The sequence below is a fragment of the Fontibacillus panacisegetis genome (genome assembly GCF_900102215.1).
Classification (GTDB): Bacteria; Bacillota; Bacilli; order Paenibacillales; family Paenibacillaceae; genus Fontibacillus; species Fontibacillus panacisegetis.
The window spans coordinates 142997-164567 of the sequence record NZ_FNBG01000004.1 but is presented as its reverse complement, the minus strand read 5'-3'; the positions used below and the strand labels follow the sequence as shown (position 1 = coordinate 164567).

Sequence of the window (21571 nt, the reverse complement as noted above, 5' to 3'; positions counted from 1 at the left end):
ATGAAATGATAAAATTTAATTTTAAAATTCCATTTAAAGAATATATGGGCTTGCTTAAAACTTATCTTAAACCCCAAGGGTGGATCATTGCTGTATTTAGTTCACTACTTTTGATAGGTATCTTATTTCAATTAATCAATCCCCAAATTATAAGATATTTTCTTGATTCTGCAACCCAGAATTCATCAACGAATCAGCTGATATTTGCCGCTATCTTATTTATCGGCTTTTCCTTTGCTCAACAAGGTATCACATTACTAGCTAGTTATCTTGGTGAAAATGTTGGATGGGTCGCAACGAACCATTTGAGAAAAGATGTTGCCAAGCATGTACTTAACCTGGATATGACATTTCATAAATCCCATACCCCAGGTTCCATTATTGAAAGAATGGACGGAGACATCAATGCTTTAACAAATTTCTTTTCCAGTTTTTTCATTAATCTTATTGGAAACTTTTTACTGATGCTGGGTGTTATCATATTGTTATTCAGAGAAAGTTGGATGATTGGCACCGCAATGTCAGTATTTATTGTTGCTGCATATTATGTGATTCAACGAATTCGCAGGTTTTCTGCTCCGTTTTGGGATAAATTGAGAGACATCAGTTCTGATTTTTATGGATTTTTAAGCGAACACTTGGAAAGTACTGAGGAGACCAGGGCGAATGGAGCAACCAAATATGTAATGAGTAAATTTTTTAAAATTTTACGTAAATGGCTTCCTGTACGTGTAGGTGCTTTTTTGAGCTTTGGATTAATTTGGATAACGACAATTTTGATCTTTACTGTTGGAAATGCGACATCGATAGGGATAAGTTCTTTTTTATGGGATAATGGCTTTCTGTCAGTGGGAACGATATACATGATTTTTTATTATACAGAATTACTGGTAAAACCGATCGAGAAACTCCGTACTCAGATGGAAGATTTGCAAAGAGCAGACGCGAGCATAAATAGAATTAAAGAGTTGTTAAATACTAAACCTAAAATAGTAGATGGGGCGGGAGTCGTCCTTCCAGAGGGAGCGTTTTCTATAAAGTACGAAAATGTTTCTTTCGGGTATGAGGAAAATTCTACGATCTTACATAATGTTAATATCACGATTCAAAAAGGGAGCGTGTTAGGTGTTGTAGGTCGCACGGGGAGCGGGAAAACGACTTTTGCAAGATTGCTACTTAGATTCTATGATCCGATAAACGGGAGTATACGAATTGATGATATGGATTTGCGGGATATGAAGCTGAAAGAACTTCGTAAACGTATTGGATATGTGACACAACAAGTCGAAATTTTCCAAGCCAGTGTCAAGGATAATTTAACCTTATTTGATAATTCCATACCAGATAAACATATAGTCAATGTACTAGAGGATATTGGATTAGGTAGATGGTATCAATCGCTTCCATACGGATTAAATACAATGCTTAATGCAAGTGGATCTGGTTTGTCTGCTGGTGAGGCACAACTGATCTCTTTCGCTCGAGTGTTTATGAATAACGCAGGGGTAGTCATTCTTGATGAGGCATCGTCAAGACTTGATACGGTTACAGAAAATTTGATTGAAGCAGCAATTTCAAAGTTATTAGTCAATCGCACATGTATAGTTATCGCACATCGATTATCAACTTTAAAGCGTGCCGATGATATTTTAATTTTAGAAGATGGGCAAGTGATAGAATATGACAAGCAAAAGAACCTTGTATCTGACTCTAATTCACGTTTTTATAAAATGTTAAAAACTGGATCTGGTATAGAGGAGATGTTGGCATGATACGCTCAATAAATCTTATTTGGAAGATGATAAGCTATCTTCCTTGGTTATATTGTATTTATGCATTGGTTTTTAGTTTGGTATATTTAATGCCTATTTTTCCTGGTGTAATTATGAAAGAGTACTTTGATACACTGACTGGGAATTCACAGTTTAATTTGAGTATAAAGACGTTAATTATTCTCATTATTGTTGCTGGATTAGCAAGAATGATTGCAATTATTCTCGGGCTCTTGATGGAAGTTCACTTTAGATTTCGGATTAGTAGCTTAATTCGGCGCAATATGTTAGAGCATATTCTTAAGCAACCAGGGGCGCAATCTATACCTTGCTCATCAGGTGAAGCCATTAGTCACTTTCGTGATGACGTAGAAATAACAGAAGATGCAGTAGCTTTGTCGGTGGATACGCTTGGCATGGGGTTGTTTGCGGGGGTTTCTTTTGTCATTCTATTAAATATAAATGTGCAAATGACACTGTGGGTCTTTTTACCGCTTATAGTTATAGTTTCTGCTATTCAGTTTAGTTCAACCAAGTTAGAAAAATACAGAAAAGCTAGTAGGGAATCCTCAGGCAAGGTTACAGAAGCTATTAGTGAAATGTTTACAAATATACAATCGATTCAAATTTCGGCTGCTGAAAATAGGGTTATTGAGAAGTTTGAACAGTTAAATAATCAGAGACGTAGAAATATTATTAAAGATTTATTGGCAAAATTATCGTTAGAGTCCTTTTTCTCTAATACTGTTAACATTGGTATTGGAATCATCTTGCTAATGTCTGCTCACTTAATGAAAAATGGGGACTTTTCGGTCGGGGATTTTGCTTTATTTGTTTATTATCTAGCATTTGTCACAGAATTCATTCAGTTATTCGGAGGCTTCTTTACATCATTTAAACAAAGTAAAATTTCTCTGGATCGTATTTTAGGTTTGCTTAATGGGGCTCACATAGATAAGTTGACTGAGAAAAAACCATTGTTTATACGTGGGGAAAGCGTTGAAATTGAGTCGCAAGAAACTAGGACGGAAGAGGATTTTCAAGAACTAGAGGCTGTAAACTTAACATACTATTATCCAAACTCAGATAATGGTATTAAAGGTATAGATTTGCGGGTCCGCAAAAATACATTAACGGTTATAACAGGACAAATAGGCTCTGGGAAAACAACACTTATTCGAACCTTAATCGGATTAACAAAATTTGAAAGTGGCCAGTTGAAATGGAATGGTGTTAATGTTGACGATCCAAGTAATTTTTTTACTCCACCACGTATTTCTTATGTTTCCCAAGTACCTAGGCTATACAGTGGAACATTAAAGGAAAATATTTTACTAAATTTAGGTGAAGATAAAGAAAAATTAGATAGTGCAATTTATTCTGCTGTCCTAGAACGAGATATTGATTACTTACCAGATGGTTTGGATACGGAGATTGGACCAAGAGGTGTTAAATTATCTGGAGGACAAGTAAAAAGAGTTGCAGCTGCACGAATGTTTATACGAGGTTCCGACATATTAGTATTTGATGATTTATCCAGTGCTTTGGATGTAGAAACAGAAAATAAGCTCTGGGGTAGAATGTTTTCAAATGATAAGAAAACATGCATTGTTGTCTCTCATCGAAAAGCAGTATTGTCAAAGGCAGACCATATCATTTTGATGAAGAATGGTAAGATTGAAGCTGAGGGAACTCTTGACTATTTATTAGATACTAGTGATGAAATGAGATTGTTATGGCAATACGAGGATCAGGCTTCTGTTAATGAATAAATAAAAATTTCAGATATCTTAAAATAACCTGTTACATTGGTAGCGGGTTATTTTTATTATCGTTTTGACATCCGATCGTATCCATTGTGAAGATCGTTATAAAATCCCAATACCAACGGTTGAAACTTGCCTCAATGGCATAGTCACAGTGGTAAGATCACATCCTTGCAGATGTATAGCCAGAACATGCAATAACACCGAGTCTGGATCTACCCTATATTTTAAGAGATTGAACAGGGATTGATCAGAATAAAGGTGGAAAACACAGAAGTTTGGTGTAGAAAAGAACCCTATCAAGAAATGGCGGCTGTAACTATCGCAAAGAAAAAGGTGAAAGAAATTCAGCTTCAATTCCTTCAATGTTGAGTGATACACCAGCCACAGCTTTTTTTACAGTACGGCCTTTATTCTTCAGGGTTATCAGAAAATTCTCGAAAGTTCAGAAAGTTAACGTTCAGTTTATGTAGTTCCGGTACTATACAAACATCATCACACAAAGGAGCAAGACTTATGGTCAAAATACTCAAATACTTGAACCCGAAGGAATGGGCACTCTTCGGCGTCAGCCTCCTCTTCATCGTTGCCCAGGTGTGGCTGGATCTGGAATTACCCAATTATATGGGCAAGATTACCCAACTGGTCCAGACGCCGGGAAGCGAAATGAGCGAAATCATTGCCACTGGCGGCTGGATGCTGCTCTGTGCGCTCGGCAGTCTGGCGACCTCGATCGTTGTAGCCGGCATAGCAGCCCGGATCGCAGCCAATTTCTCTTCCCGGTTGCGTTCCAAGCTGTTTGATAGGGTTCAATCCTTCTCCATGGAGGAAATCAACAGCTTTTCGACGGCTAGTCTGATTACCCGCTCGACCAATGACATTACCCAGGTGCAAATGCTGATTGTCATTGGATTGCAACTGCTGGTGAAGGCTCCGATCCTTGCGGTATGGGCGCTGCTCAAGATAACCGGCAAGAGCTGGCAGTGGTCGCTGACGACCGGTATTGCTGTCGGCGTTCTCCTCCTGATCGTCGGAATCTGTATCGTGCTCGTGCTGCCAAAGTTCCAGAAGCTGCAGCAGTTGACGGATAACCTGAACCGGGTGTCCAGAGAGAATCTGACCGGACTACGCGTCATCCGTGCATATAATGCGGAAGGCTATCAGGAAGACAAGTTCAGCGATGCCAATCAAGCTCTTACCCGGACGAACCTGTTCGCAAACAACGTACTGGCTGTGCTTATGCCAAGCATCACCATGATTATGAGCGGTCTAAGCCTCGCTATTTATTGGGTAGGCGCGGTGCTGATCCAATCTGCTGGTATGAGCGACAAAATGGGACTGTTCTCAGATATGATTGTCTTCTCTTCATATGCCATTCAAGTGGTTATGGCCTTTATGATGCTTATTATGATCTTTATTCTGATGCCCCGCGCCCATGTCTCGGCCAAACGGATCAATGAAGTGCTGGATACCAAACTAAGCCTGACGAACGGATCAATGACCGCATCTTCTTCCAAGCTAGTCGGCGAGGTTGAATTCAGAAATGTCAGCTTTAAATACCCCGATGCGGATGATTATGTCATCAAAGACATCAGCTTTACGGCTACAAAAGGCGAAACTGTCGCCTTCATCGGATCGACTGGCTGTGGCAAAAGCACAGTCGTTAACCTGATCCCTCGTTTCTATGATGCTACCGAAGGCGAAGTGCTCGTCGATGGCGTTAATGTAAATCAATACAAACAAAGCGCACTCCGCAACAAGATGGGTTATGTCTCTCAGAAGGCAGTGTTGTTCGGCGGAACAGTGACCTCCAATATCGCATTCGGCGACAACGGCAGCGATGTTTCCGCTGAGGTGGTGGACGCGGTGTATACCTCCCAGGCTTCGGATTTCGTCGAGAAAATGGAAGGCAGCTATGATGCGCACATCGCTCAAGGTGGCTCCAATTTGTCCGGCGGTCAGAAACAGCGGCTATCCATTGCTAGGGCTATCGCCCGCCGTCCGGAAATACTGATTTTCGACGATTCCTTCTCCGCGCTTGATTACAAGACAGATCGCAAATTGCGCAGCGAGCTGAAAAAGGGTGCTCGTGGAACCACGATGCTGATTATCGCCCAACGGATCGGTACCATAAAGGATGCGGACAAAATTATCGTGCTGGAAGACGGACGCATTGCTGGCATGGGTACACATGAAGAATTGATGGACACCTGCAGCGTTTATCAGGAGATTGCCTATTCGCAGCTGTCCAAGGAGGAATTGGCATAATGACTGCAAACCAAAAACAACCTAGCACCTGGAGCAAGCTTCTCCGTTATTGCCGCAATCATATTCCTGTTGTGCTGGTAGCCATACTTAGTGCGGCCATCGGGACCGTGCTGACCTTACTCGGTCCGGATCAGCTTTCGGAGTTGACGGACCTGATTACCCAAGGCATCGCCACTGGTATCGATTTGGACGCGGTCGCTTCAATCGGATTTTTTCTGGTAATCATCTACAGCATCAGCGCTGTGCTCTCTCTATTGCAGGGTCTTATCATGTCGTCGGTGACGCAAAAGGTCTCTAAACGCTTGAGAGGCGATCTGTCGCACAAAATGAACAGACTGCCGATCTCTTATTACAATAAATCAACGACCGGTGACATTCTCTCCCGGGTAACCAATGATGTGGATACGATCGGGCAGGCCTTGAATCAAAGCGTGGGTACGTTGGTCAGCGCCCTCTCGCTGTTCGTCGGGTCAATCGTCATGATGCTCAAAACGAACTGGATCATGACCGTTACAGCGATTGTTGCTACAATCATCGGCTTTGGCCTGATGGCGGTCATTATGAAGAAGTCCCAGAAGTATTTTCAGAGCCAGCAAGAGTATTTGGGCAAAATCAACGGTCATGTGGAGGAAGTCTATACCGGACATACCGTTGTAAAAGCCTACAATGCCGAAACGCAGATGAGCAGCGCATTTGAAGACCTGAACCATAATCTGAAAAACAGTGTATTCAAGGCCCAGTTCCTTTCCGGCCTGATGATGCCGATCATGATGTTTATTGGAAATTTGGGCTTCGTGGCCGTCTGTGTGGTTGGTGCCGTACTTGCAACGAACGGAGACATTTCTTTCGGTGTGATTGTCGCCTTTATGATGTATGTCCGTTTCTTTACCCAACCCCTCTCGCAGATCGCCCAAGCCGCGCAAAGCCTGCAATCGGCTTCGGCGGCCGGCAAGCGTGTCTTTGAATTTCTGGAGGCAGAGGAAATGGACGATGAGAGCCAGAAGACAGTACGGCTGGAAGCTGCAACGGGCAAAGTGAAGTTCGAGCATGTGCAATTTGCTTACGAGGGTACAAACCATCCGGTCATCAAGGACTTCTCCACCGAGGTTCAGCCGGGGCAAAAGATTGCCATCGTCGGTCCTACCGGGGCCGGCAAAACTACGTTGGTTAATCTGCTTATCCGTTTCAATGAACTGACAGGCGGAGAGATTTACATTGACGACACTCCGATCAGCAGCCTAACCCGGGAGAACATCCATGACCAGTTCTGTATGGTGCTGCAGGATACCTGGCTGTTTGAAGGAACGATCCGGGAGAACCTGGTGTATAACCAGACCGGCATCACCGATCAAGAGATTCAGGAGGCCTGCAAATCGGTGGGGCTGCACCATTTCATCCAGACCTTGAGCGCCGGCTACGATACTGTATTAAACGACAAGGTCAATCTGTCGGCTGGCCAAAAACAGCAGCTGACCATCGCCCGCGCCATGCTCAAGAATGCGCCTATGCTCATTCTCGACGAGGCGACCAGTTCGGTGGATACCCGGACGGAACTGCTGATCCAGCAGGCGATGGATCAGCTGATGGAAGGCCGAACCTCCTTCGTCATCGCCCACCGGCTCTCGACCATCAAGAATGCCGATGTCATTCTGGTACTGAAGGACGGGGACATTCTGGAAAGAGGGAGCCACAGCGAGCTGCTGGCCAAGAACGGCTTCTACGCCGAGTTATATAATAGCCAATTCGAGCAGGCTTCTTAAAGTGCTGAACGTAATTGGACATCACAAGGTTTGTCTCAAAAGCAGGTTTAAAACCGCAAAGGAGCTTCCTTCACCAAACATGTAAGAGAGCAGCCAGCTCAGGAGTTATTCTGAGCTGGCTGCTCATATTTGAGCCATCATGGCGACAAAACCCTTGATATTATGATCGCTAGTGAAAAACTTCGCGGTTCTTTCAAAGCTCTGTTTATCTTTCGGACGGCAGTGTGACAATAAATGAGGTTCCCCGGGAAGGCTCGCTCTCGCAGGCAATCGTTCCGCCGTGCAGGTTCACGATTCGCTGCACAATGGTTAGGCCGAGACCGTTGCCCGCTGTCGAGTGGGATGTATCCGCCTGATAGAATTTGTCGAAGATTCTGGGCACGACCTCTGGATCGATCCCGCTTCCGGTGTCGCGGAACACCATTTCCAGGAATCCCGAGATACGCTTCATCTCAATGGTAATCGTTTCATGCTCAGGTGTGAACTTGATCGCATTATCCAGCAGATTAAGCCAGACCTGATTGAGCAGCTCCTTGTTGCCGGACAGGGAATAATCATGAAGATTGAGATTGAGGGATATATGTTTTTTTTCCATCTTGCTGGTTAGTAGCAGTACGCACTGGCGGATCTGCTCGCCGACGTTAACCATTTGCTTGTCCGTCAGAATCGTCTGGGTCTCAATCTTCGACAGCTCCAGCACATTTGAGGCCAGCGAGGCGAGTCTGGCGGATTCCTCAATGACGATATCGAGGTATTCATCCCGGTCTTCTTTCGAGAGATCATCGTACTTCAGGATTTCGGCAAAACCTTTAATCGAGACGATGGGCGTCTTGAATTCATGGGAGAAATTATTCACGAAGTCGGTGCGCAAAATCTCGATGCCTCCGAGCTCCTCGGCCATCCGGTTAAAGTTCTCGGACAGAATTCGGTATTCGGGAGGATTTTTCAGATGCAGGCGCGTGGAAAAGTCGCCGGCAGCCAGCCGCTTGATGGCGTCGATGAATTCGCGGACGGACTTGACCATTCTGCGGCTGGCAAAACTGGATATCGTAGTCCCGATAATAATGCAGGATATCATAATAATGATAGGCAATACGATTCCGCCCTGTACGATTTCATCATTTAATAGTCCGAAAAAATGCGCCAGGAAAAACAGTATGCCGGTAATCACGACGGTAATGAGGAAAATAAAGAAAACAATCAGTGAAAATAAGAACGACAGGCTGAATTTTGCTTTGATCCATATCCCCAGTCTGCTCATTGACTCCGTACCGCCTTATAACCGAGGCTGCGGACGGACACCAGCTCGAACTCGGGATACCCTTCAAACCGTTTCCGCAGGCGGTTGATATGCACATTGACCGTGGTATCTGTGCTTTCGCTTTGCATCCCCCAGATTTCGTCCATGAGCTGGATACGGGTGAAGATGCGGTCCGGATAAGACAGCAGCTTGTACAGCAGGTAGAATTCTTTTTGCGGAAGGGTCTGCTTCTCCTCGCCGCGCGTGACCGTCAAGGCATCATAATCCAGCACCAACTTGCCTACAACTAGCTTGCGGGCGCTGGCAATTTGAGAACGGCGGAGCAGTGCTTGAATCCGGAGCAGCATCTCCTCGGTATCGATCGGCTTGGTCATATAATCGTCGGTCCCGAGCCGGAACCCCTTCTTCTTATCCTCGGGAAGATGCTTAGCCGTAGCCATCAGAATGGGTATAAGGCTATCAACATCCCGGAGCTCCTTGGCGAACTCGTACCCGTCCATGTTAGGCATCATAATATCCAGGATGATGAGATCGATATGCTGCTTTTCCAGCACTTCCATTGCCCTAACCCCGTCTTCAGCAGTTGATACCAAGTACCCCTCGCGTTTCAGTACGGCTTCAAGCAGTCTTCTGGCATGTCGATCATCTTCTACAACAAGAATATGGATCATCGGCTTCACTCCAATGGTTTGGTCAATTAAAGGTATAAATTCTGAATATCCAGAGTTCGCACGTATTGATGGAATCGGCGAGCACTAACCTTGGCTCATGAAGAGCGAGGTAACGAGCATGACACCGGCAAGCACTAAAACCGCTGCTGCTCTGGCTGCCAGCTGATTTGTATTCCTAATCATAATTTCTCTCCTTGTATATCTACCACGCTCAATCATATCATGGATTCATTGAAATGGAACGATATGGGGGCGTGTTTGGGCACTCCAGCGATTCGACCGAGCAACAGCCATCTGAGGAAAGCAAGCGCTTCAAAGATCTCCAACTCCCCCGAGACGTCCATTATCGTTCCATTGACCGAACATTTTGTAATAATTCCGGCTGATTCTTATAGCTTTGTATCGTTCTCTCATTAACCCCAACTTTTCGAGGCGGCGGACACGTTCTTTATTTAATTCAGATAGTCTCTGAGCCAGCTCCGTTTCAGAAATCTTCTTCTTGACTCCATCGATCCATCCAAAGCACAAAGCTTCTTCGACCACGTCCAAATATAACAACACATCGGGGGTGGGAGTCACACTAACCAAGACCCAGCAACACTTTTCAGTCTTTTCCCAAGATGATCCATATTCCCATATTTTTATTTTACCTTTTATACAAAAGAATATTAAAAAAATGGCCTCTAATTACAAGACCATTTTTAATGAGCTACTGTTTGTTAGAAATAACTTTATCAAGAAACTTATCTGCGTCACTATTAAATTTCCAAACAACACCAAATTTATCAGCCAGCATTCCGAAGCAGGAAGACCAAGGCATTTCTGATAACGGCATGATAACATAACCACCTACAGACAAATTAGAAAAGTAATTTTCCAGTGTTTGTTTATCATCAATAACGATACTAATCAGTATATTGTTGCCTTTAACCAACTCACCCGTTACACTCTTCATCGAGGGTAGAATATCCGACATCATGATTTTCCCGCCTGCGAATTCGATGGAAGCTTCCATGATCATACTTAATTCATTTTCTGGCAATGGATAGTTTGGATCTTGCGGAAAATCGCTGAATTTCACCTTTTTTACCTCGTTTGCATTTAAAGCCTCCGAATAAAATTCAATAGCTTGTTCTGCGATTCCATCAAAGTTTAAATATACAATAGCTGACATAAAGTCATACCTCCTTCTTGTGATAGATGAAGTATAATTTATAAAAGGTGACATACGTATGTCACCTTTTATAAATAAAATACAAAAAAAGGAGGGGAAATATGGAGAAGGCCGAGAGATTAATATCGATCATCATGATATTGCTGAAAAAAGATGTCGTTACAACAAAAGAATTCGCACAATTATTTAACGTTTCCAAAAGAACGATTCTTCGTGATATGGAAACACTGAGTTTATCAAATATCCCGATCTATTCTATTAGTGGAATTAATGGCGGCTATGGCATTATGGATGAATATAAGGTTGATAAACGTCTTTTAAGCAGCTCCGACTTGGAGAATATATTGACTGCGCTCGGCGGATTGGAACAAATTCTAATTAGCGAAGAAGTTGAAGTGACCATAAAAAAAATAGAAGCCATGGTTAGCCCATTGTCTCCGAAAGGTTCAATCCAACTGTCATTTTATGATTGGGAGGGTCGGCCTGAGATTCTGCAAACCTTGAAGATATGCCAAGAATCAATATTAAAGAGAAGGTTAGTTGCATTTGATTATATTGATAAAAATGGCAATACAACGAATAGAATTGTTGAGCCATACCAGCTTCACTTTAGCGAAACGAGTTGGTATTTGAAGGGCTTTTGTTTACATCGTCAAAGATATAGAACATTTAAATTATCCAGAATCGATCATCTTCATATGGATGAAAATGCATTTAACCCTAGAGATTATTCATTAGAACTAGAACATGAAGCAAGTTATGAACCGCAATTAGTCACTATTAAGGCGTTGATTTCGCCTGGCATAAAAGATCAATTCATTGAAAGGTACGGTCGAAAAAGTATTGAAAACTATAGTTCTGACTATCTCTTAGCCACCATCCACGTTCCTCAAAACAGTATTGGATTTCAATTTCTAGCAAGCTTCGGAACAAATCTGGAAATCGTAGAGCCCAAAACATATGTTGATGAATTTCGTAATTATTTAATTAGAATGGTGGAGAAATATTCTTAAACTTGGTATGCAGAAGTTGATGAATCATTATGCATGGGGAAGGGACTCTGAAGATTAGCAACATAATTACGTAAAGCGGACATCGCGATCCCAAGGTTGCCAAGCATTGGCATTGGATATAGTGAAGACAAACCAGTTGTAAACAGTAGGGCACCTTCTTTCTTCGCTAACATATCGGGTAAGGCAACTTGGAAGCCTTCCTTATCGAAGCGTTTTGCCAATGATAATCCCGATCCTTTACCTGCTCCAATAATTGCTAATGTTTTCATAACTCTATCTCCTTTTGAATTGAATTTTTCTTATTGCATTTGACGTTGGTGAAAGTTAGCCTGGAGTATATGATTTCAGGGTTAGTAGGTGTAATTTGTCTTTGGATTACTGATTCTGAGAATATAGCAATTGATGAAGTTATTGTACAATTGAGTGAAATTCATTTTAGCAATATGTTGGATCTTTCAAAAAATATTTAAGTTTTGGGATTTTGTAACTTGAAAATAGGCCCTCCAGGCATCAATTAATTTGATCCATGGAGGGCCTTCGTGTCTGATCAGCTGATTTACGAAAATTATAGGGTCAAGCGGGATTGACCGTTTGAAAGCTTTGGTTGAATCCCTGCCGGATGCGGAGATTTCTTATACTTCAGCACGCCTGACACGGTAGCGGTAAACGAAATCTTAATCCGTCCAACCAAACAAGAAGGATAATATAAATCGACTCAACGATCAACAATCGTTTCTCTCATGTTAAAATGGATAACGTTGTCGATCGTTTGTACGCTACTTTATTGTAGAAATCGCATGTTTGTAAATTAAACTCTGAATGCCTGTAAAGGTCTTTGACTACCCCTCTTCTTTTGAAAACTCATCTGCCCATAATTCGAGTGTTTCAGTTAACGCCAGTTGCTGAGATAAAATTCCTTTTCCTGTTTGAGGAATGTGACTTTTCAAAGTTATGTTTTCGACGATTTGCTCTTTTAAAGCAATAATATTGTCCTTTATTTGTGAAAGGCATTGTTCCTTGGTTTCGATAGAAACTAAATCAAGATTCATGATAACCGAATTGAGATCCAAAAAAATATTTACTGTTTGAGCCGATATTTTTTTCATTAAGTATAAGAAATATTCTTCTCCCTTATCAGTTAAGCTATAGACTGCTTTTTCAGGCATTTTTCCAGTTTTCGTTATATCACTTTCGATGTATCCCTTTTCCTCCAGTTGAATAACCTTCTTATAAATTGACGGAATGCTGACCTTAATACAACTGGAAATATTTCTATAGGCTAATTCCTTTTGGATATCGTAGGCTCCTTGTGGTTGTTGTTTAATCAGACCTAAAACGACTAAATCAATCGCTGACATTTTATATTCCTCCAAGCAATACTCTAATTTATATTAGGATAAAACCAATGGGTACTATTGAAAAATACTATAATATAAAGTACTATAATTTATAGTATGAGTCAATTGATAGTTTCCCTATTGAAAGAGAAGGGGGAACAACGAGGAGGAAAAAAGTTGATGAAGAGCTACGACAATTTTTTCTTGGGTGTTGATAACCTCGAAGAAGCACAGGAGTTCTACGAAAAGATTTTAGGATTGGAATTAAAATTCAAATTTTCTGAAAAAAGTATGGTGGCCTTTAATGTGGGAGATGAAGAACCGGCGATAATTCTAAAAGAAAAAAGTGTCCATAAGGACATTAAGCCTACCATTTGGTTTGTTGTTGAGGATGTACATAAGGAATGTGAGAAATTAGCGGATAAGGGCGTTACATTTTTAACAGAGCCCTTTAGTATAATGACTGGAATGGCTGTGGAATTTGAAGATCCGTTTGGAAATAGGTTAGGTATAACCGACTATACAAGGCAGATTCAAAAGTAGAATAAGCAGTATTTGAGATATTAATAAAACCGGTTGTCCTAATTTAGGAGACATATTAAATTAATATTTATGATCGGATGGAAAGCGCATCCTAGATTGATGTTGGATCTTCATTATGTTCATTATGGCCTTTATACCTACAGTTCAAATCTGGTTTCATAAAACTCTAATTGATCAAGTTTCGATTTTATCAACAGGACAAGGGTCTTTTTATATCGTTATGTTATCTTTACTTTACTTATTTACTACGGTTCAGGTTTCGTGTTGGTGACCATAACAGAAATCCAAAAATACATCTACACAATCGTTCAACAAGATGCCAACATGAAGATGAAACATGATTTGTTGAAAAAGATTAACGCTGTCCCTCTTCAACACACCGAAATCGAATCGAGGCGAGCACTTTGACTATGATTCTTGAAATAGAAAGTCTAAGCAAATTCTATACAACCCATTCGAAAAAGACGTATGTCATTAAGGATATTAACTTAACTATATCGCGTTCAGAATTCATTGTCGTCATGGGGAAAAGCGGGTCTGGTAAAACAACTTTACTTCAACTAATCGGGGCATTGATTGAGCCATCGGAAGGTGATATACGAGTCTATGGTCAATCTTTGCAAGAGATTTCCGTTGAACCACATGCCACACAATACCGACGAGATAAAGTTGGATTCATATTCCAGTTTTTCAATCTCATTGCTTCGATTAATGCCGAAGACAATGTTGCCATGCCCTTGTTGCTGGCCGTTGCCGGACTATGCCATTTTTCATTTACAATCCCTGCAAGAGAATGTAGGAAGCGACGTAAAAGTTAATCTTCTTTTGATAGATTTAGTCAAAGATCATGATAAGCAAAGGTTTTTGCGGTTTGTGAAGGATAACTTAGATCCCATACCGGATGTGGATATCGTAGGTAACCCTGAAGAGGGAGATAAATTAAATAGTTTTTTAGTCATCGGATATGCATTAGGGATTATGGTTGTATTTGCTAGTGGTTTTATGATTCTGAGCAGTTTCTACATTACTGTACAACAGAGAAAAAAAGAGTTAGCTCTTCTACGTATGATCGGTGGAAGTCCGGGTCAGTTGAAGTTGATGGTCTGTATAGAGGCGTTGACGATTGCCATCATCGGGTCATTTCTCGGCTCGCTTATGGGTGTATTATTAACAAAGATAACTATAAATTGGATGGCCCGGTATCTTGCGATCCCATTATTTTCAGTGTCAATTTCATATGAGTACGTTGCGGTCACTGCAATAAGCATCGCCTTATTCGTTTTTCTAACTGCCTTGATTCCTGCCTATAAAGCCTCAAGAGTTTTGCCAATGGAATTTCTCAATGAGGTATTTGATGCAAATTTGCGGCCTCGGAAAACTCAGAAATGGATAGCGGTTGGATTATTGATGACTAGTCTTCTTTGCGCAGGCATAGGTAGATGGGGGGATCAGGAAAGTTCCTTGCATGTGCTGTTCTATGTTGTAGGAGGATTAATGATCTCCAGCTCTCTTTATATGTTAACTCCCTTTTGGATATCACCTGTTTTGCGCATATTGTCCCCGCTCCTTGAGCGAATAGCAGGCATAGAATCCAAAATTGCCGTTCAAAATCTGATTTTCCAACGAGCCCAAAGTACATTGGCTGTTATTATCATTGGTTTATCCATGACATTGACTATCCCGATTGTCACGATTTACACATGGATTGAAGATAATATGGTGCAGCAAATAGAGTCGAATTACATTTCTGATATTTTAGTGTCGAGCAATAAAAACATGCGTTCCACTGTTCCGTTGGAAATACAAGAAGATTTGCAACGGATACCAGGTGTGAAAACGGCTATTGCGACGAGCGTCAATCAGACGTTAATCTTGGATAATTATGATTTCTCAAAGAGCAATCGGAGATGGTTGAATTTAAAGTCATCCCCTTCTCCAACTTATACAGATGAACACAATAAACCTATTCCGGAACGAGAATTGGCGAACTACAAATTGGTTCATATCCATTCACTTGTTAAGGAACTTAATCTGCAATTGCCACAAGAAATCGAATCAAAAAATGTGGTAATGATAACAGCGCATTACTCCGAAATGTTGGGTGTTAGGAAAGGGGATACTTTGGAATTTATCATTCCTCAGATCAAGAAAGATCCTATTCGCATGAAAGTCACGATTGCAGCAGTATTAAATCAGTTGTATGCAAACGAAGACTCGCTGCTTTTGGATTGGAACAACCCTACGCTCACAGGGCTGGATCAACCCAATGTGCGTAGTGTCATGTTATACGTCGATCCGAACCAGAAAACGCTTGTAGATCAGCATATAAAGATGCTTCAAATGAATAAATATGGCGAAATCAATTGGAGTGACAGATCTACCCAGTTGCAGGAGCTGTCAAAGCAAATGTCCCAGCGCATTTTGATATTGGGAGCAACTTTTATGTTGTTGCTCATGATGGGACTGAGCGGGATGGCTAATCATCTATCGGCCATCCTCCTGACTAAACGTCGTGAAATGTCAATACTTCGTATGATAAGCGCAACCCACGGTCAAATTCGGAAGATTGTTATCGTTCAATGTGGATTGTTTGGCATTATAGGAATCGTTATCGGAGTTATCACGGGGTGGCTCATCACTTTCTACTTTTCACAAATAGATAATGGTCACATTTATAATGCTATAAGAGAACAATTATATATTGTAATATGTGTTGTGGTTTTTACTTTTATCTTATCGTTGCTATTAGGAAGCAAAGAAGCCAGAATGGTTTCTGAATCCAAGAAGTCTAACATTCAAATGGATTAGTATACAGCTTCAACGATCGGTTCTCCCTCGGGAGAGCCGTTTTTTTATGGACGTGCTGACGAAGTGGTACGCAAAAAAACGCCAGCGTTACCGTTGGCACAGGATCAAGTCCTAAATTGTGTGTAAAATCCTCATTACCTGAATTTAGCCTAATTGAATTACCTTTTTCGCCACTCCATATATTCAGTCATATTGAAATAGCGGCGGCGTATTTCAGCGTTTAGCCGTTCAATACCGTTTGTAGTTCGTAATCGGAATCTGTACATCTCAGGGTAAACAAGGACAGCCGTCGCATCATCGAAACCAAGTTCCAGTACTTGCATTGCTTTAGATGCTTTACCTTGGTAAGTATCCAAAGTCTGCTGCAAATACAACCGTGCAGTATCTAAGTTCGGAGCTTCAAAGATGGAACGTACACGGCTTTTAATTTCATATTTAAGAGTTTTGGGTGCTGCGTCTAGAATATTGCGGATGAAGTGCATTTGACATCGCTGCCCGGTAACACCTTGAAAATGCTGTTTGAGCGCCTTTATAATCCGCTGTGGGATCACTAATGATGAGTTCGAGCCTCGTAAACGGGCTTTAAGAGAGCTAAAGAACTCTCCCCAACTCTCTTCCGATTCTGTGTCGCCGACCATAAGTGTCTCGACAACTTCATTCTATATGAGGATTCTATCTATGGCTCTCTTTTTAAAAGAAACCAATTTACACAATTATACGGACTCAACTGTCATTTTAGTATCTAGTTCGGAACAATTAAAATACGTTGCAATTTTTGATGCATCTAATTTTCTTTATGCTCATGTCGATAAAGTACTGATGGATGGGGAGAACTTTATTTCTTTATCAAACAGCTTAACGGTCATTTCTTACATCGGGATTCTTTTTGCGCTAAGTATTGTCATTTGTAGAGTGATGAATAAACGATGGATGAAACTTGGGATTGATTAAATAGAATAAATATAGATAAAGAAATAAAGAGAGGTGCCGTTCCATTTCAATAGAAATATTGAAAAGGGACGGCACCTCTATATTATTATAAGAGAATTTCTTAGAAGTTGAATATATGCGCTATGACAGGGCCTAGGAAGGAGCCGATGATGGCGCATAATGTCATGGCAATAGAGCTCATTGAAAAGGCAAGTTCGCTGTATTCAGCAGCCTTTGTAGTTCCTATGGCATGTGAGGCGCTACCAAGGGCAATCCCTTTGCCAATATGACTATCTATGCGAGTGTATTTAAAAATAGTAGGAGCTGCTATTGCACCGAAGATCCCGGCGATCAAGACAGCAATAATCGTCATAGAGACATTTCCGCCTAAACCTTTAGCCACGTCAATTGCAACAGGGGTTGTAAGAGATTTAGGGATGAGAGAAAGAGTTAATGGATCACTAAATCCGAACATCTTTGCTAATAAACCGACACTTATCATCCCTGAAATGGCACCCACTAAAACCCCGCCTAAAATAGGAAAAAAATGCTTGATTAAAAAATGTCGTTGTTTATATAAAGGATAAGCGAGAGCAACAACTGCTGGTCCTAATAGAGAATTAATCCACTCTCCGCCTATCATATAGCTATTATAAGGAATATGCAGCACTTGCAGGAAGACGATGATCAGAATGGTAGCAGTTACGATAGGAATTAAAAATGAATAAGAAAACCGCTTGTACAATAGGGTTGTCGCATAATAAGCTGCAACAGTTAATAGAATCATCCCGAGTGCGAAAAGGAGCTGTTGCATGCATCTTCATCCTTTCCTGAATGTTTTTTCTTTTCAATAAATGTACTTGTTATTCCTGCTATGGCAATAGTAATGATCGTACTTAATAGAACGATTAATACGAGCAACGCACCTTGAAGCGAAAGCAATGAAGGGTAGTTCATAATACCAACTGCAGCCGGAGTAAAAAACAAAGTCAAAATACTTAATAAAAAACCTGCGCCGTGCTCTATAAACGATACGGGGATTATTTTTAGACATAAACAAATAAAAAGAAGTAACAGTGCAATAATACTACCCGGAATGGCCAGGTTAAAAAAATTGTGAATCGCATTTCCGATGAAGGAAAAAACATATAAAATGCATATTTGCAAAAAAATGAGTAGGAATTTCATACTTGATGTAGTCTCTAATTTCGAGAGACCACCCACCTTCTTTCGTAAAAAGTCTGAATTTGCTATTACGGTGTAATAAGTATTTTCTGTATGATTCTGAATAGCCTCCTTAGTCTGTTGTATACTCCTTGCTCTTAATTCCTCAATAATTAAATCGTGTTCATGTGAATCCAGGATTTTCACTAAGGGAACGCTCATGGAGAGTACATTCAGGTTCAATTTCATGCTGGATAATGACTTTCTTATATTTCTTTGTAAGCATCGTCCTATATCATAATAGATCAATTCTAAGAGATTATCAGTATTGTTATTCACGTTAGGGATGATGGGATTGCCAACAACGAAGAGAGAAAGTCAGTTTAGCGTTGTTGTACATTTCTTATTTTCCACGGAGATAAGACAGATTCGCGTGTAAGCTCGAATTGCAGGGCAACGCTTTTTTCTGACTGGTTCTTCCGTCTGATGATGATAGGTATAATTAACTCTTCAGTTAATCCAACCTTTGAATTATCTAGGTAGGATTGTTTTCTGTTCATCATTCGAAATGTAGTTCCTTGTTTCATCTCGTTAAGAAAGTAGTTTAACGTTTCAGCATTCGCACCTTCCGCCAAAGTTGTTAGTAGATGGGGGTCCCGCTGTGACAACGCTCCGATAAATGTCTCCGAAAGTTTATTGGGAGATAAGCTGTGAAGAAAATTTTCTCTTTTTCCAGCAGCGGTGTAGACCATTAATTGATGAAATAAATCTGGATGAACAGAGCGGTGTGTACTGCTGTCCAAGAAGTGTACGCAGAAGTGCCCAGAGAATCCGTTGTCCGGAATTCCGTCCCCGCCATGAGGCATTCCATTCATAGAAGCAGCTATCCTTGTATTGTTATCCATAACGATTACGATCGCTCTTCGATCCCAACTCCAGCGATTATCAATTATCTGTTTCATCGTTTTTGTATCCTCTTTGGTCAGTGGCTGCACATCAGCATGCCTGCTACCAGCACGACGTTGCGCACGAAATACCAAGCCTTTTTCCATATCTACAATAGAGAATGTGCTTTTCTTTGGAAGTAATTTGCTGACTTCACTCCAAGGGAGCATCGATCCATAATGACTTGTTCTCAGAGACCTAGCATGGGCTTGTAATTGTTTCGTTGCTTTACGAGTCAGGACTAGACGGGTTAATTCAGCTTCATTCCATAAGGAACCGGATTTATCCATTTGGTAATGGCTTGTCTTGCCATGTTGTAAGATGGTTATGAAGATGTCGGAAAATGCAACGGTGTGTTCTGCTTTTTCTTCTTTACCGCCCTTCAATAATTGAAGTGCTGCCGCATTTGTTAAAACTGTTTTGTGTTCATATGCTGCAGAAGGACTTATCCGTACACTGATGACAACAGCAACTGAAGGTGCCTTGTTGTTTGCATAGACCATCACAGGTCCAGAAGAAAACATGGATAGAAGGAGAAGCAAAATCATGGAGCGGGTTACTAACGAAATCATGTAAAGGCCTCCAATAAGCTGATATCTGTAATATAGCGCATTCGAAATGCAGCCATGACTTAAATGTCGTCTAATAGAATTAGGTTACAACGCTTATTCATTTTTTATTCAAGTATCTGCCATTGTGGAGGAATAGCGATTCATCACATTGAATCCTCTGATGGTTCGTATTATATCTATATCTATATCTATATCGTGTATATATCTTCCAAATAGAGTGACATTTATCAGCATATATGACAAATGTCATACTCTTGAACTGACGTTTATGACTACTGTCTAATGCGGGGTTTCTATACAATTGAAGGTACACAAGTGCTTTTGAGATTTTCGCCACAATTCTCGATTTTCTCAATTGAAGTTGTGGTTGAAATAAAAAATCCCTAGGGAGTAGGAGGACTGGCATGTCAAGAGAGAAGCAAACACAGTTGAAGAAAGACGTCGCTCCATACGAGAAAGTAGATACACAGGCTAGTATCAGGCAGCTAGTTAATACACTCGTTCCGTTGATTCTGCTGTGGTACGTTGCTTATTTGAGCTTATCGATATCTTATTGGATTACGTTGCCAATTACGATCTTTGCAGCAGGCTTCGTCATTCGAACGTTTATTATTTTTCACGATTGCACTCATATGTCATTTTTTAAAAGCAAACGCGCCAACGCAATCATTGGCACGATAACCGGTGTTCTTACTTTTGTTCCTTATGAGCAATGGAAATATACACATGTCATGCATCATGCAACAAGCAGCAATTTAGATAAGAGAGGCGTAGGTGATATTTGGCTCTTGACTGTTGAGGAGTATGAAGCGGCCCCGTTGTGGCGCAAAGTCACTTATCGTATCTATCGCAATCCGATTGTTATGTTCGGACTGGGTCCAATTGCCATCTTCTTAGTTGCCTACCGCTTCAATCGCAAGGGCGCTAAACGCAAGGAACGTCTGAATACTTATTTAACAAATGCGTCGATTGTCGGGTTATCCGCTTTGCTATGCTGGGCAGTTGGCTGGCAAGCGTTCTTAATGATTCATGGGCCAATTTTCTATGTATCAGGACTGATAGGTATTTGGCTTTTCTACGTTCAGCATCAATTTGAGGAATCTTACTTTGAGCATGAGGATGAATGGAGCTATGTAAAGGCTGCTGTTGAAGGAAGCTCTTATTATAAGCTGCCTAAGCCCTTGCAATGGATCACAGGCAATATTGGATTCCATCATGTGCATCATTTAAGTCCTCGCGTGCCGAACTACAACCTGGAGAAAGCGTATAATCATACCACTCCGCTTCAAAAGGCGACAACTATTACAATTAGCACCAGTCTGAAATCACTAAAGTTTCGTCTATGGGACGAGGACACAAAGAGCTTTGTCACTTTCAGAAGGAGCACGGTGATGAAAATGGCCAATGTCTCTGAGCAGAAGTATGTTCAACCTTTACCGATTCGCATAACGTCTTATCGACGTGGCACGAAGCTTAATGAACATAAGCATAGTTGACTATGTTAATATATAGGAAAATACCATAGGCGAAGCAGCTCTTGCTTGCGCCGTTTTCCGTTTATGGCGCAAAACATGACTGACAGCAGTC

At 41.2% G+C, this 21571-nt stretch carries 19 protein-coding genes and 1 pseudogene; 10 read left to right on the top strand and 10 right to left on the bottom strand.

The genetic code is table 11. From position 1 onward, the window contains the following. Window positions 1-5 precede the first annotated feature (5 nt). The 4 genes from BLS49_RS06070 to BLS49_RS06055 all read left to right on the top strand — a co-directional run bounded on the left by BLS49_RS06070 (window position 6) and on the right by BLS49_RS06055 (window position 7566). Window positions 6-1772 (top strand): ABC transporter ATP-binding protein, encoded by a 1767-nt coding sequence (locus BLS49_RS06070; protein WP_091227564.1) that lies wholly within the window; start codon window positions 6-8, stop codon window positions 1770-1772. Next, a complete protein-coding gene (locus tag BLS49_RS06065) occupies window positions 1769-3544 on the top strand; it encodes an ABC transporter ATP-binding protein (protein ID WP_091227562.1) in 1776 nt (591 codons plus the stop codon). The genes BLS49_RS06070 and BLS49_RS06065 overlap by 4 nt, the downstream gene beginning before the upstream one ends. A 510-nt stretch (window positions 3545-4054) precedes the next feature. Next, entirely contained in the window at window positions 4055-5806 is a 1752-nt protein-coding gene (locus tag BLS49_RS06060; RefSeq protein WP_091227560.1) for an ABC transporter ATP-binding protein, read from the top strand. Next, window positions 5806-7566, top strand: coding sequence for an ABC transporter ATP-binding protein (locus tag BLS49_RS06055; protein WP_091227558.1), 1761 nt, complete (start codon window positions 5806-5808; stop codon window positions 7564-7566). Before BLS49_RS06060 ends, BLS49_RS06055 begins: the two co-directional genes overlap by 1 nt. 205 nt (window positions 7567-7771) lie before the next feature. Here the strand turns inward: BLS49_RS06055 and BLS49_RS06050 are convergent, their stop codons facing one another. From BLS49_RS06050 to BLS49_RS06035, 4 genes are all read right to left on the bottom strand, one after another. Beyond that, window positions 7772-8827, bottom strand: coding sequence for a sensor histidine kinase (locus BLS49_RS06050; protein ID WP_091227556.1), 1056 nt, complete (start codon window positions 8825-8827; stop codon window positions 7772-7774). Continuing rightward, window positions 8824-9498 (bottom strand): response regulator transcription factor, encoded by a 675-nt coding sequence (locus BLS49_RS06045; protein WP_091227555.1) that lies wholly within the window; start codon window positions 9496-9498, stop codon window positions 8824-8826. The genes BLS49_RS06050 and BLS49_RS06045 overlap by 4 nt, the downstream gene beginning before the upstream one ends. A 312-nt stretch (window positions 9499-9810) precedes the next feature. Continuing rightward, window positions 9811-10167 carry a YdeI/OmpD-associated family protein gene (locus BLS49_RS06040; protein ID WP_425432118.1) on the bottom strand — a complete coding sequence of 119 codons (357 nt, stop codon included), beginning with the start codon at window positions 10165-10167 and terminating at the stop codon, window positions 9811-9813. A 40-nt stretch (window positions 10168-10207) separates the two neighbouring features. Next, on the bottom strand, window positions 10208-10672 hold the full coding sequence (locus tag BLS49_RS06035; protein WP_091227553.1) for a VOC family protein: 465 nt from the start codon (window positions 10670-10672) through the stop codon (window positions 10208-10210). 101 nt (window positions 10673-10773) lie between these two features. On the opposite strand from BLS49_RS06035, the gene BLS49_RS06030 reads away from it, so the two are divergent. Next, window positions 10774-11685, top strand: a complete 912-nt coding sequence (locus BLS49_RS06030) for a helix-turn-helix transcriptional regulator (RefSeq protein WP_091227551.1) — start codon at window positions 10774-10776, stop codon at window positions 11683-11685. Here BLS49_RS06030 and BLS49_RS06025 read toward each other — a convergent pair. Together BLS49_RS06025 and BLS49_RS06015 are read right to left on the bottom strand one after the other, a co-directional pair. Continuing rightward, window positions 11682-11954: a hypothetical protein gene (locus BLS49_RS06025; RefSeq protein WP_245742283.1), complete on the bottom strand. Its 273-nt coding sequence runs from the start codon at window positions 11952-11954 to the stop codon at window positions 11682-11684. The genes BLS49_RS06030 and BLS49_RS06025 overlap by 4 nt on opposite strands. A gap of 570 nt (window positions 11955-12524) precedes the next feature. Next, window positions 12525-13043, bottom strand: a complete 519-nt coding sequence (locus BLS49_RS06015; protein WP_091227549.1) for a PadR family transcriptional regulator — start codon at window positions 13041-13043, stop codon at window positions 12525-12527. 159 nt (window positions 13044-13202) lie between these two features. Here BLS49_RS06015 and BLS49_RS06010 point away from each other — a divergent pair, with 159 nt between their 5' ends. The 3 genes from BLS49_RS06010 (at window position 13203) to BLS49_RS06000 (ending at window position 16373) form a co-directional block, all read left to right on the top strand. Further along, complete coding sequence (locus BLS49_RS06010; RefSeq protein WP_091227548.1) at window positions 13203-13565, top strand: VOC family protein; 363 nt, start codon at window positions 13203-13205, stop codon at window positions 13563-13565. Window positions 13566-13975: 410 nt separating this feature from the next. Continuing rightward, window positions 13976-14383 carry an ATP-binding cassette domain-containing protein gene (locus BLS49_RS06005; RefSeq protein WP_091227546.1) on the top strand — a complete coding sequence of 136 codons (408 nt, stop codon included), beginning with the start codon at window positions 13976-13978 and terminating at the stop codon, window positions 14381-14383. Between the two features lie 55 nt (window positions 14384-14438). After that, entirely contained in the window at window positions 14439-16373 is a 1935-nt protein-coding gene (locus tag BLS49_RS06000; RefSeq protein WP_175471326.1) for an FtsX-like permease family protein, read from the top strand. Between the two features lie 158 nt (window positions 16374-16531). On the opposite strand, the pseudogene BLS49_RS05995 reads toward BLS49_RS06000, so the two are convergent. Beyond that, window positions 16532-17014: pseudogene (locus BLS49_RS05995) on the bottom strand (transposase); the annotation flags it as partial. Window positions 17015-17051: 37 nt separating this feature from the next. Between BLS49_RS05995 and BLS49_RS05990 the strand changes: the two are divergent. Beyond that, window positions 17052-17324: a hypothetical protein gene (locus tag BLS49_RS05990; RefSeq protein ID WP_091227541.1), complete on the top strand. Its 273-nt coding sequence runs from the start codon at window positions 17052-17054 to the stop codon at window positions 17322-17324. Window positions 17325-17424: 100 nt separating this feature from the next. Here BLS49_RS05990 and BLS49_RS05985 read toward each other — a convergent pair whose 3' ends face one another. From BLS49_RS05985 to BLS49_RS05975, 3 genes are all read right to left on the bottom strand, one after another. After that, entirely contained in the window at window positions 17425-18117 is a 693-nt protein-coding gene (locus BLS49_RS05985) for an LrgB family protein (protein ID WP_091227540.1), read from the bottom strand. Beyond that, complete coding sequence (locus BLS49_RS05980; protein ID WP_091227618.1) at window positions 18087-18491, bottom strand: CidA/LrgA family holin-like protein; 405 nt, start codon at window positions 18489-18491, stop codon at window positions 18087-18089. Before BLS49_RS05980 ends, BLS49_RS05985 begins: the two co-directional genes overlap by 31 nt. Before the next feature lie 359 nt (window positions 18492-18850). Then, window positions 18851-19984 (bottom strand): hypothetical protein, encoded by a 1134-nt coding sequence (locus BLS49_RS05975; RefSeq protein ID WP_091227538.1) that lies wholly within the window; start codon window positions 19982-19984, stop codon window positions 18851-18853. Window positions 19985-20388: 404 nt separating this feature from the next. Here BLS49_RS05975 and desA point away from each other — a divergent pair, with 404 nt between their 5' ends. After that, complete coding sequence (desA, locus tag BLS49_RS05970; RefSeq protein ID WP_091227537.1) at window positions 20389-21480, top strand: Delta(5) desaturase DesA; 1092 nt, start codon at window positions 20389-20391, stop codon at window positions 21478-21480. Window positions 21481-21571 lie beyond the last annotated feature (91 nt).

Excerpts from the sequence above, each read along its gene's own strand:
- BLS49_RS06010 (WP_091227548.1), top strand. The coding sequence starts at position 13,203 with ATGAAGAGCTACGACAATTTTTTCTTGGGTGTTGATAACCTCGAAGAA.
- BLS49_RS06060 (WP_091227560.1), top strand. The coding sequence starts at position 4,055 with ATGGTCAAAATACTCAAATACTTGAACCCGAAGGAATGGGCACTCTTC.
- BLS49_RS05985 (WP_091227540.1), bottom strand. The coding sequence starts at position 18,117 with ATGCAACAGCTCCTTTTCGCACTCGGGATGATTCTATTAACTGTTGCA.
- desA (WP_091227537.1), top strand. The coding sequence starts at position 20,389 with ATGTCAAGAGAGAAGCAAACACAGTTGAAGAAAGACGTCGCTCCATAC.
- BLS49_RS06030 (WP_091227551.1), top strand. The coding sequence starts at position 10,774 with ATGGAGAAGGCCGAGAGATTAATATCGATCATCATGATATTGCTGAAA.
- BLS49_RS06025 (WP_245742283.1), bottom strand. The coding sequence starts at position 11,954 with ATGAAAACATTAGCAATTATTGGAGCAGGTAAAGGATCGGGATTATCA.
- BLS49_RS06005 (WP_091227546.1), top strand. The coding sequence starts at position 13,976 with ATGATTCTTGAAATAGAAAGTCTAAGCAAATTCTATACAACCCATTCG.
- BLS49_RS06055 (WP_091227558.1), top strand. The coding sequence starts at position 5,806 with ATGACTGCAAACCAAAAACAACCTAGCACCTGGAGCAAGCTTCTCCGT.
- BLS49_RS05975 (WP_091227538.1), bottom strand. The coding sequence starts at position 19,984 with ATGATTTCGTTAGTAACCCGCTCCATGATTTTGCTTCTCCTTCTATCC.
- BLS49_RS06035 (WP_091227553.1), bottom strand. The coding sequence starts at position 10,672 with ATGTCAGCTATTGTATATTTAAACTTTGATGGAATCGCAGAACAAGCT.
- BLS49_RS05990 (WP_091227541.1), top strand. The coding sequence starts at position 17,052 with ATGGCTCTCTTTTTAAAAGAAACCAATTTACACAATTATACGGACTCA.
- BLS49_RS06065 (WP_091227562.1), top strand. The coding sequence starts at position 1,769 with ATGATACGCTCAATAAATCTTATTTGGAAGATGATAAGCTATCTTCCT.
- BLS49_RS05980 (WP_091227618.1), bottom strand. The coding sequence starts at position 18,491 with ATGAAATTCCTACTCATTTTTTTGCAAATATGCATTTTATATGTTTTT.
- BLS49_RS06015 (WP_091227549.1), bottom strand. The coding sequence starts at position 13,043 with ATGTCAGCGATTGATTTAGTCGTTTTAGGTCTGATTAAACAACAACCA.
- BLS49_RS06070 (WP_091227564.1), top strand. The coding sequence starts at position 6 with ATGATAAAATTTAATTTTAAAATTCCATTTAAAGAATATATGGGCTTG.
- BLS49_RS06045 (WP_091227555.1), bottom strand. The coding sequence starts at position 9,498 with ATGATCCATATTCTTGTTGTAGAAGATGATCGACATGCCAGAAGACTG.
- BLS49_RS06050 (WP_091227556.1), bottom strand. The coding sequence starts at position 8,827 with ATGAGCAGACTGGGGATATGGATCAAAGCAAAATTCAGCCTGTCGTTC.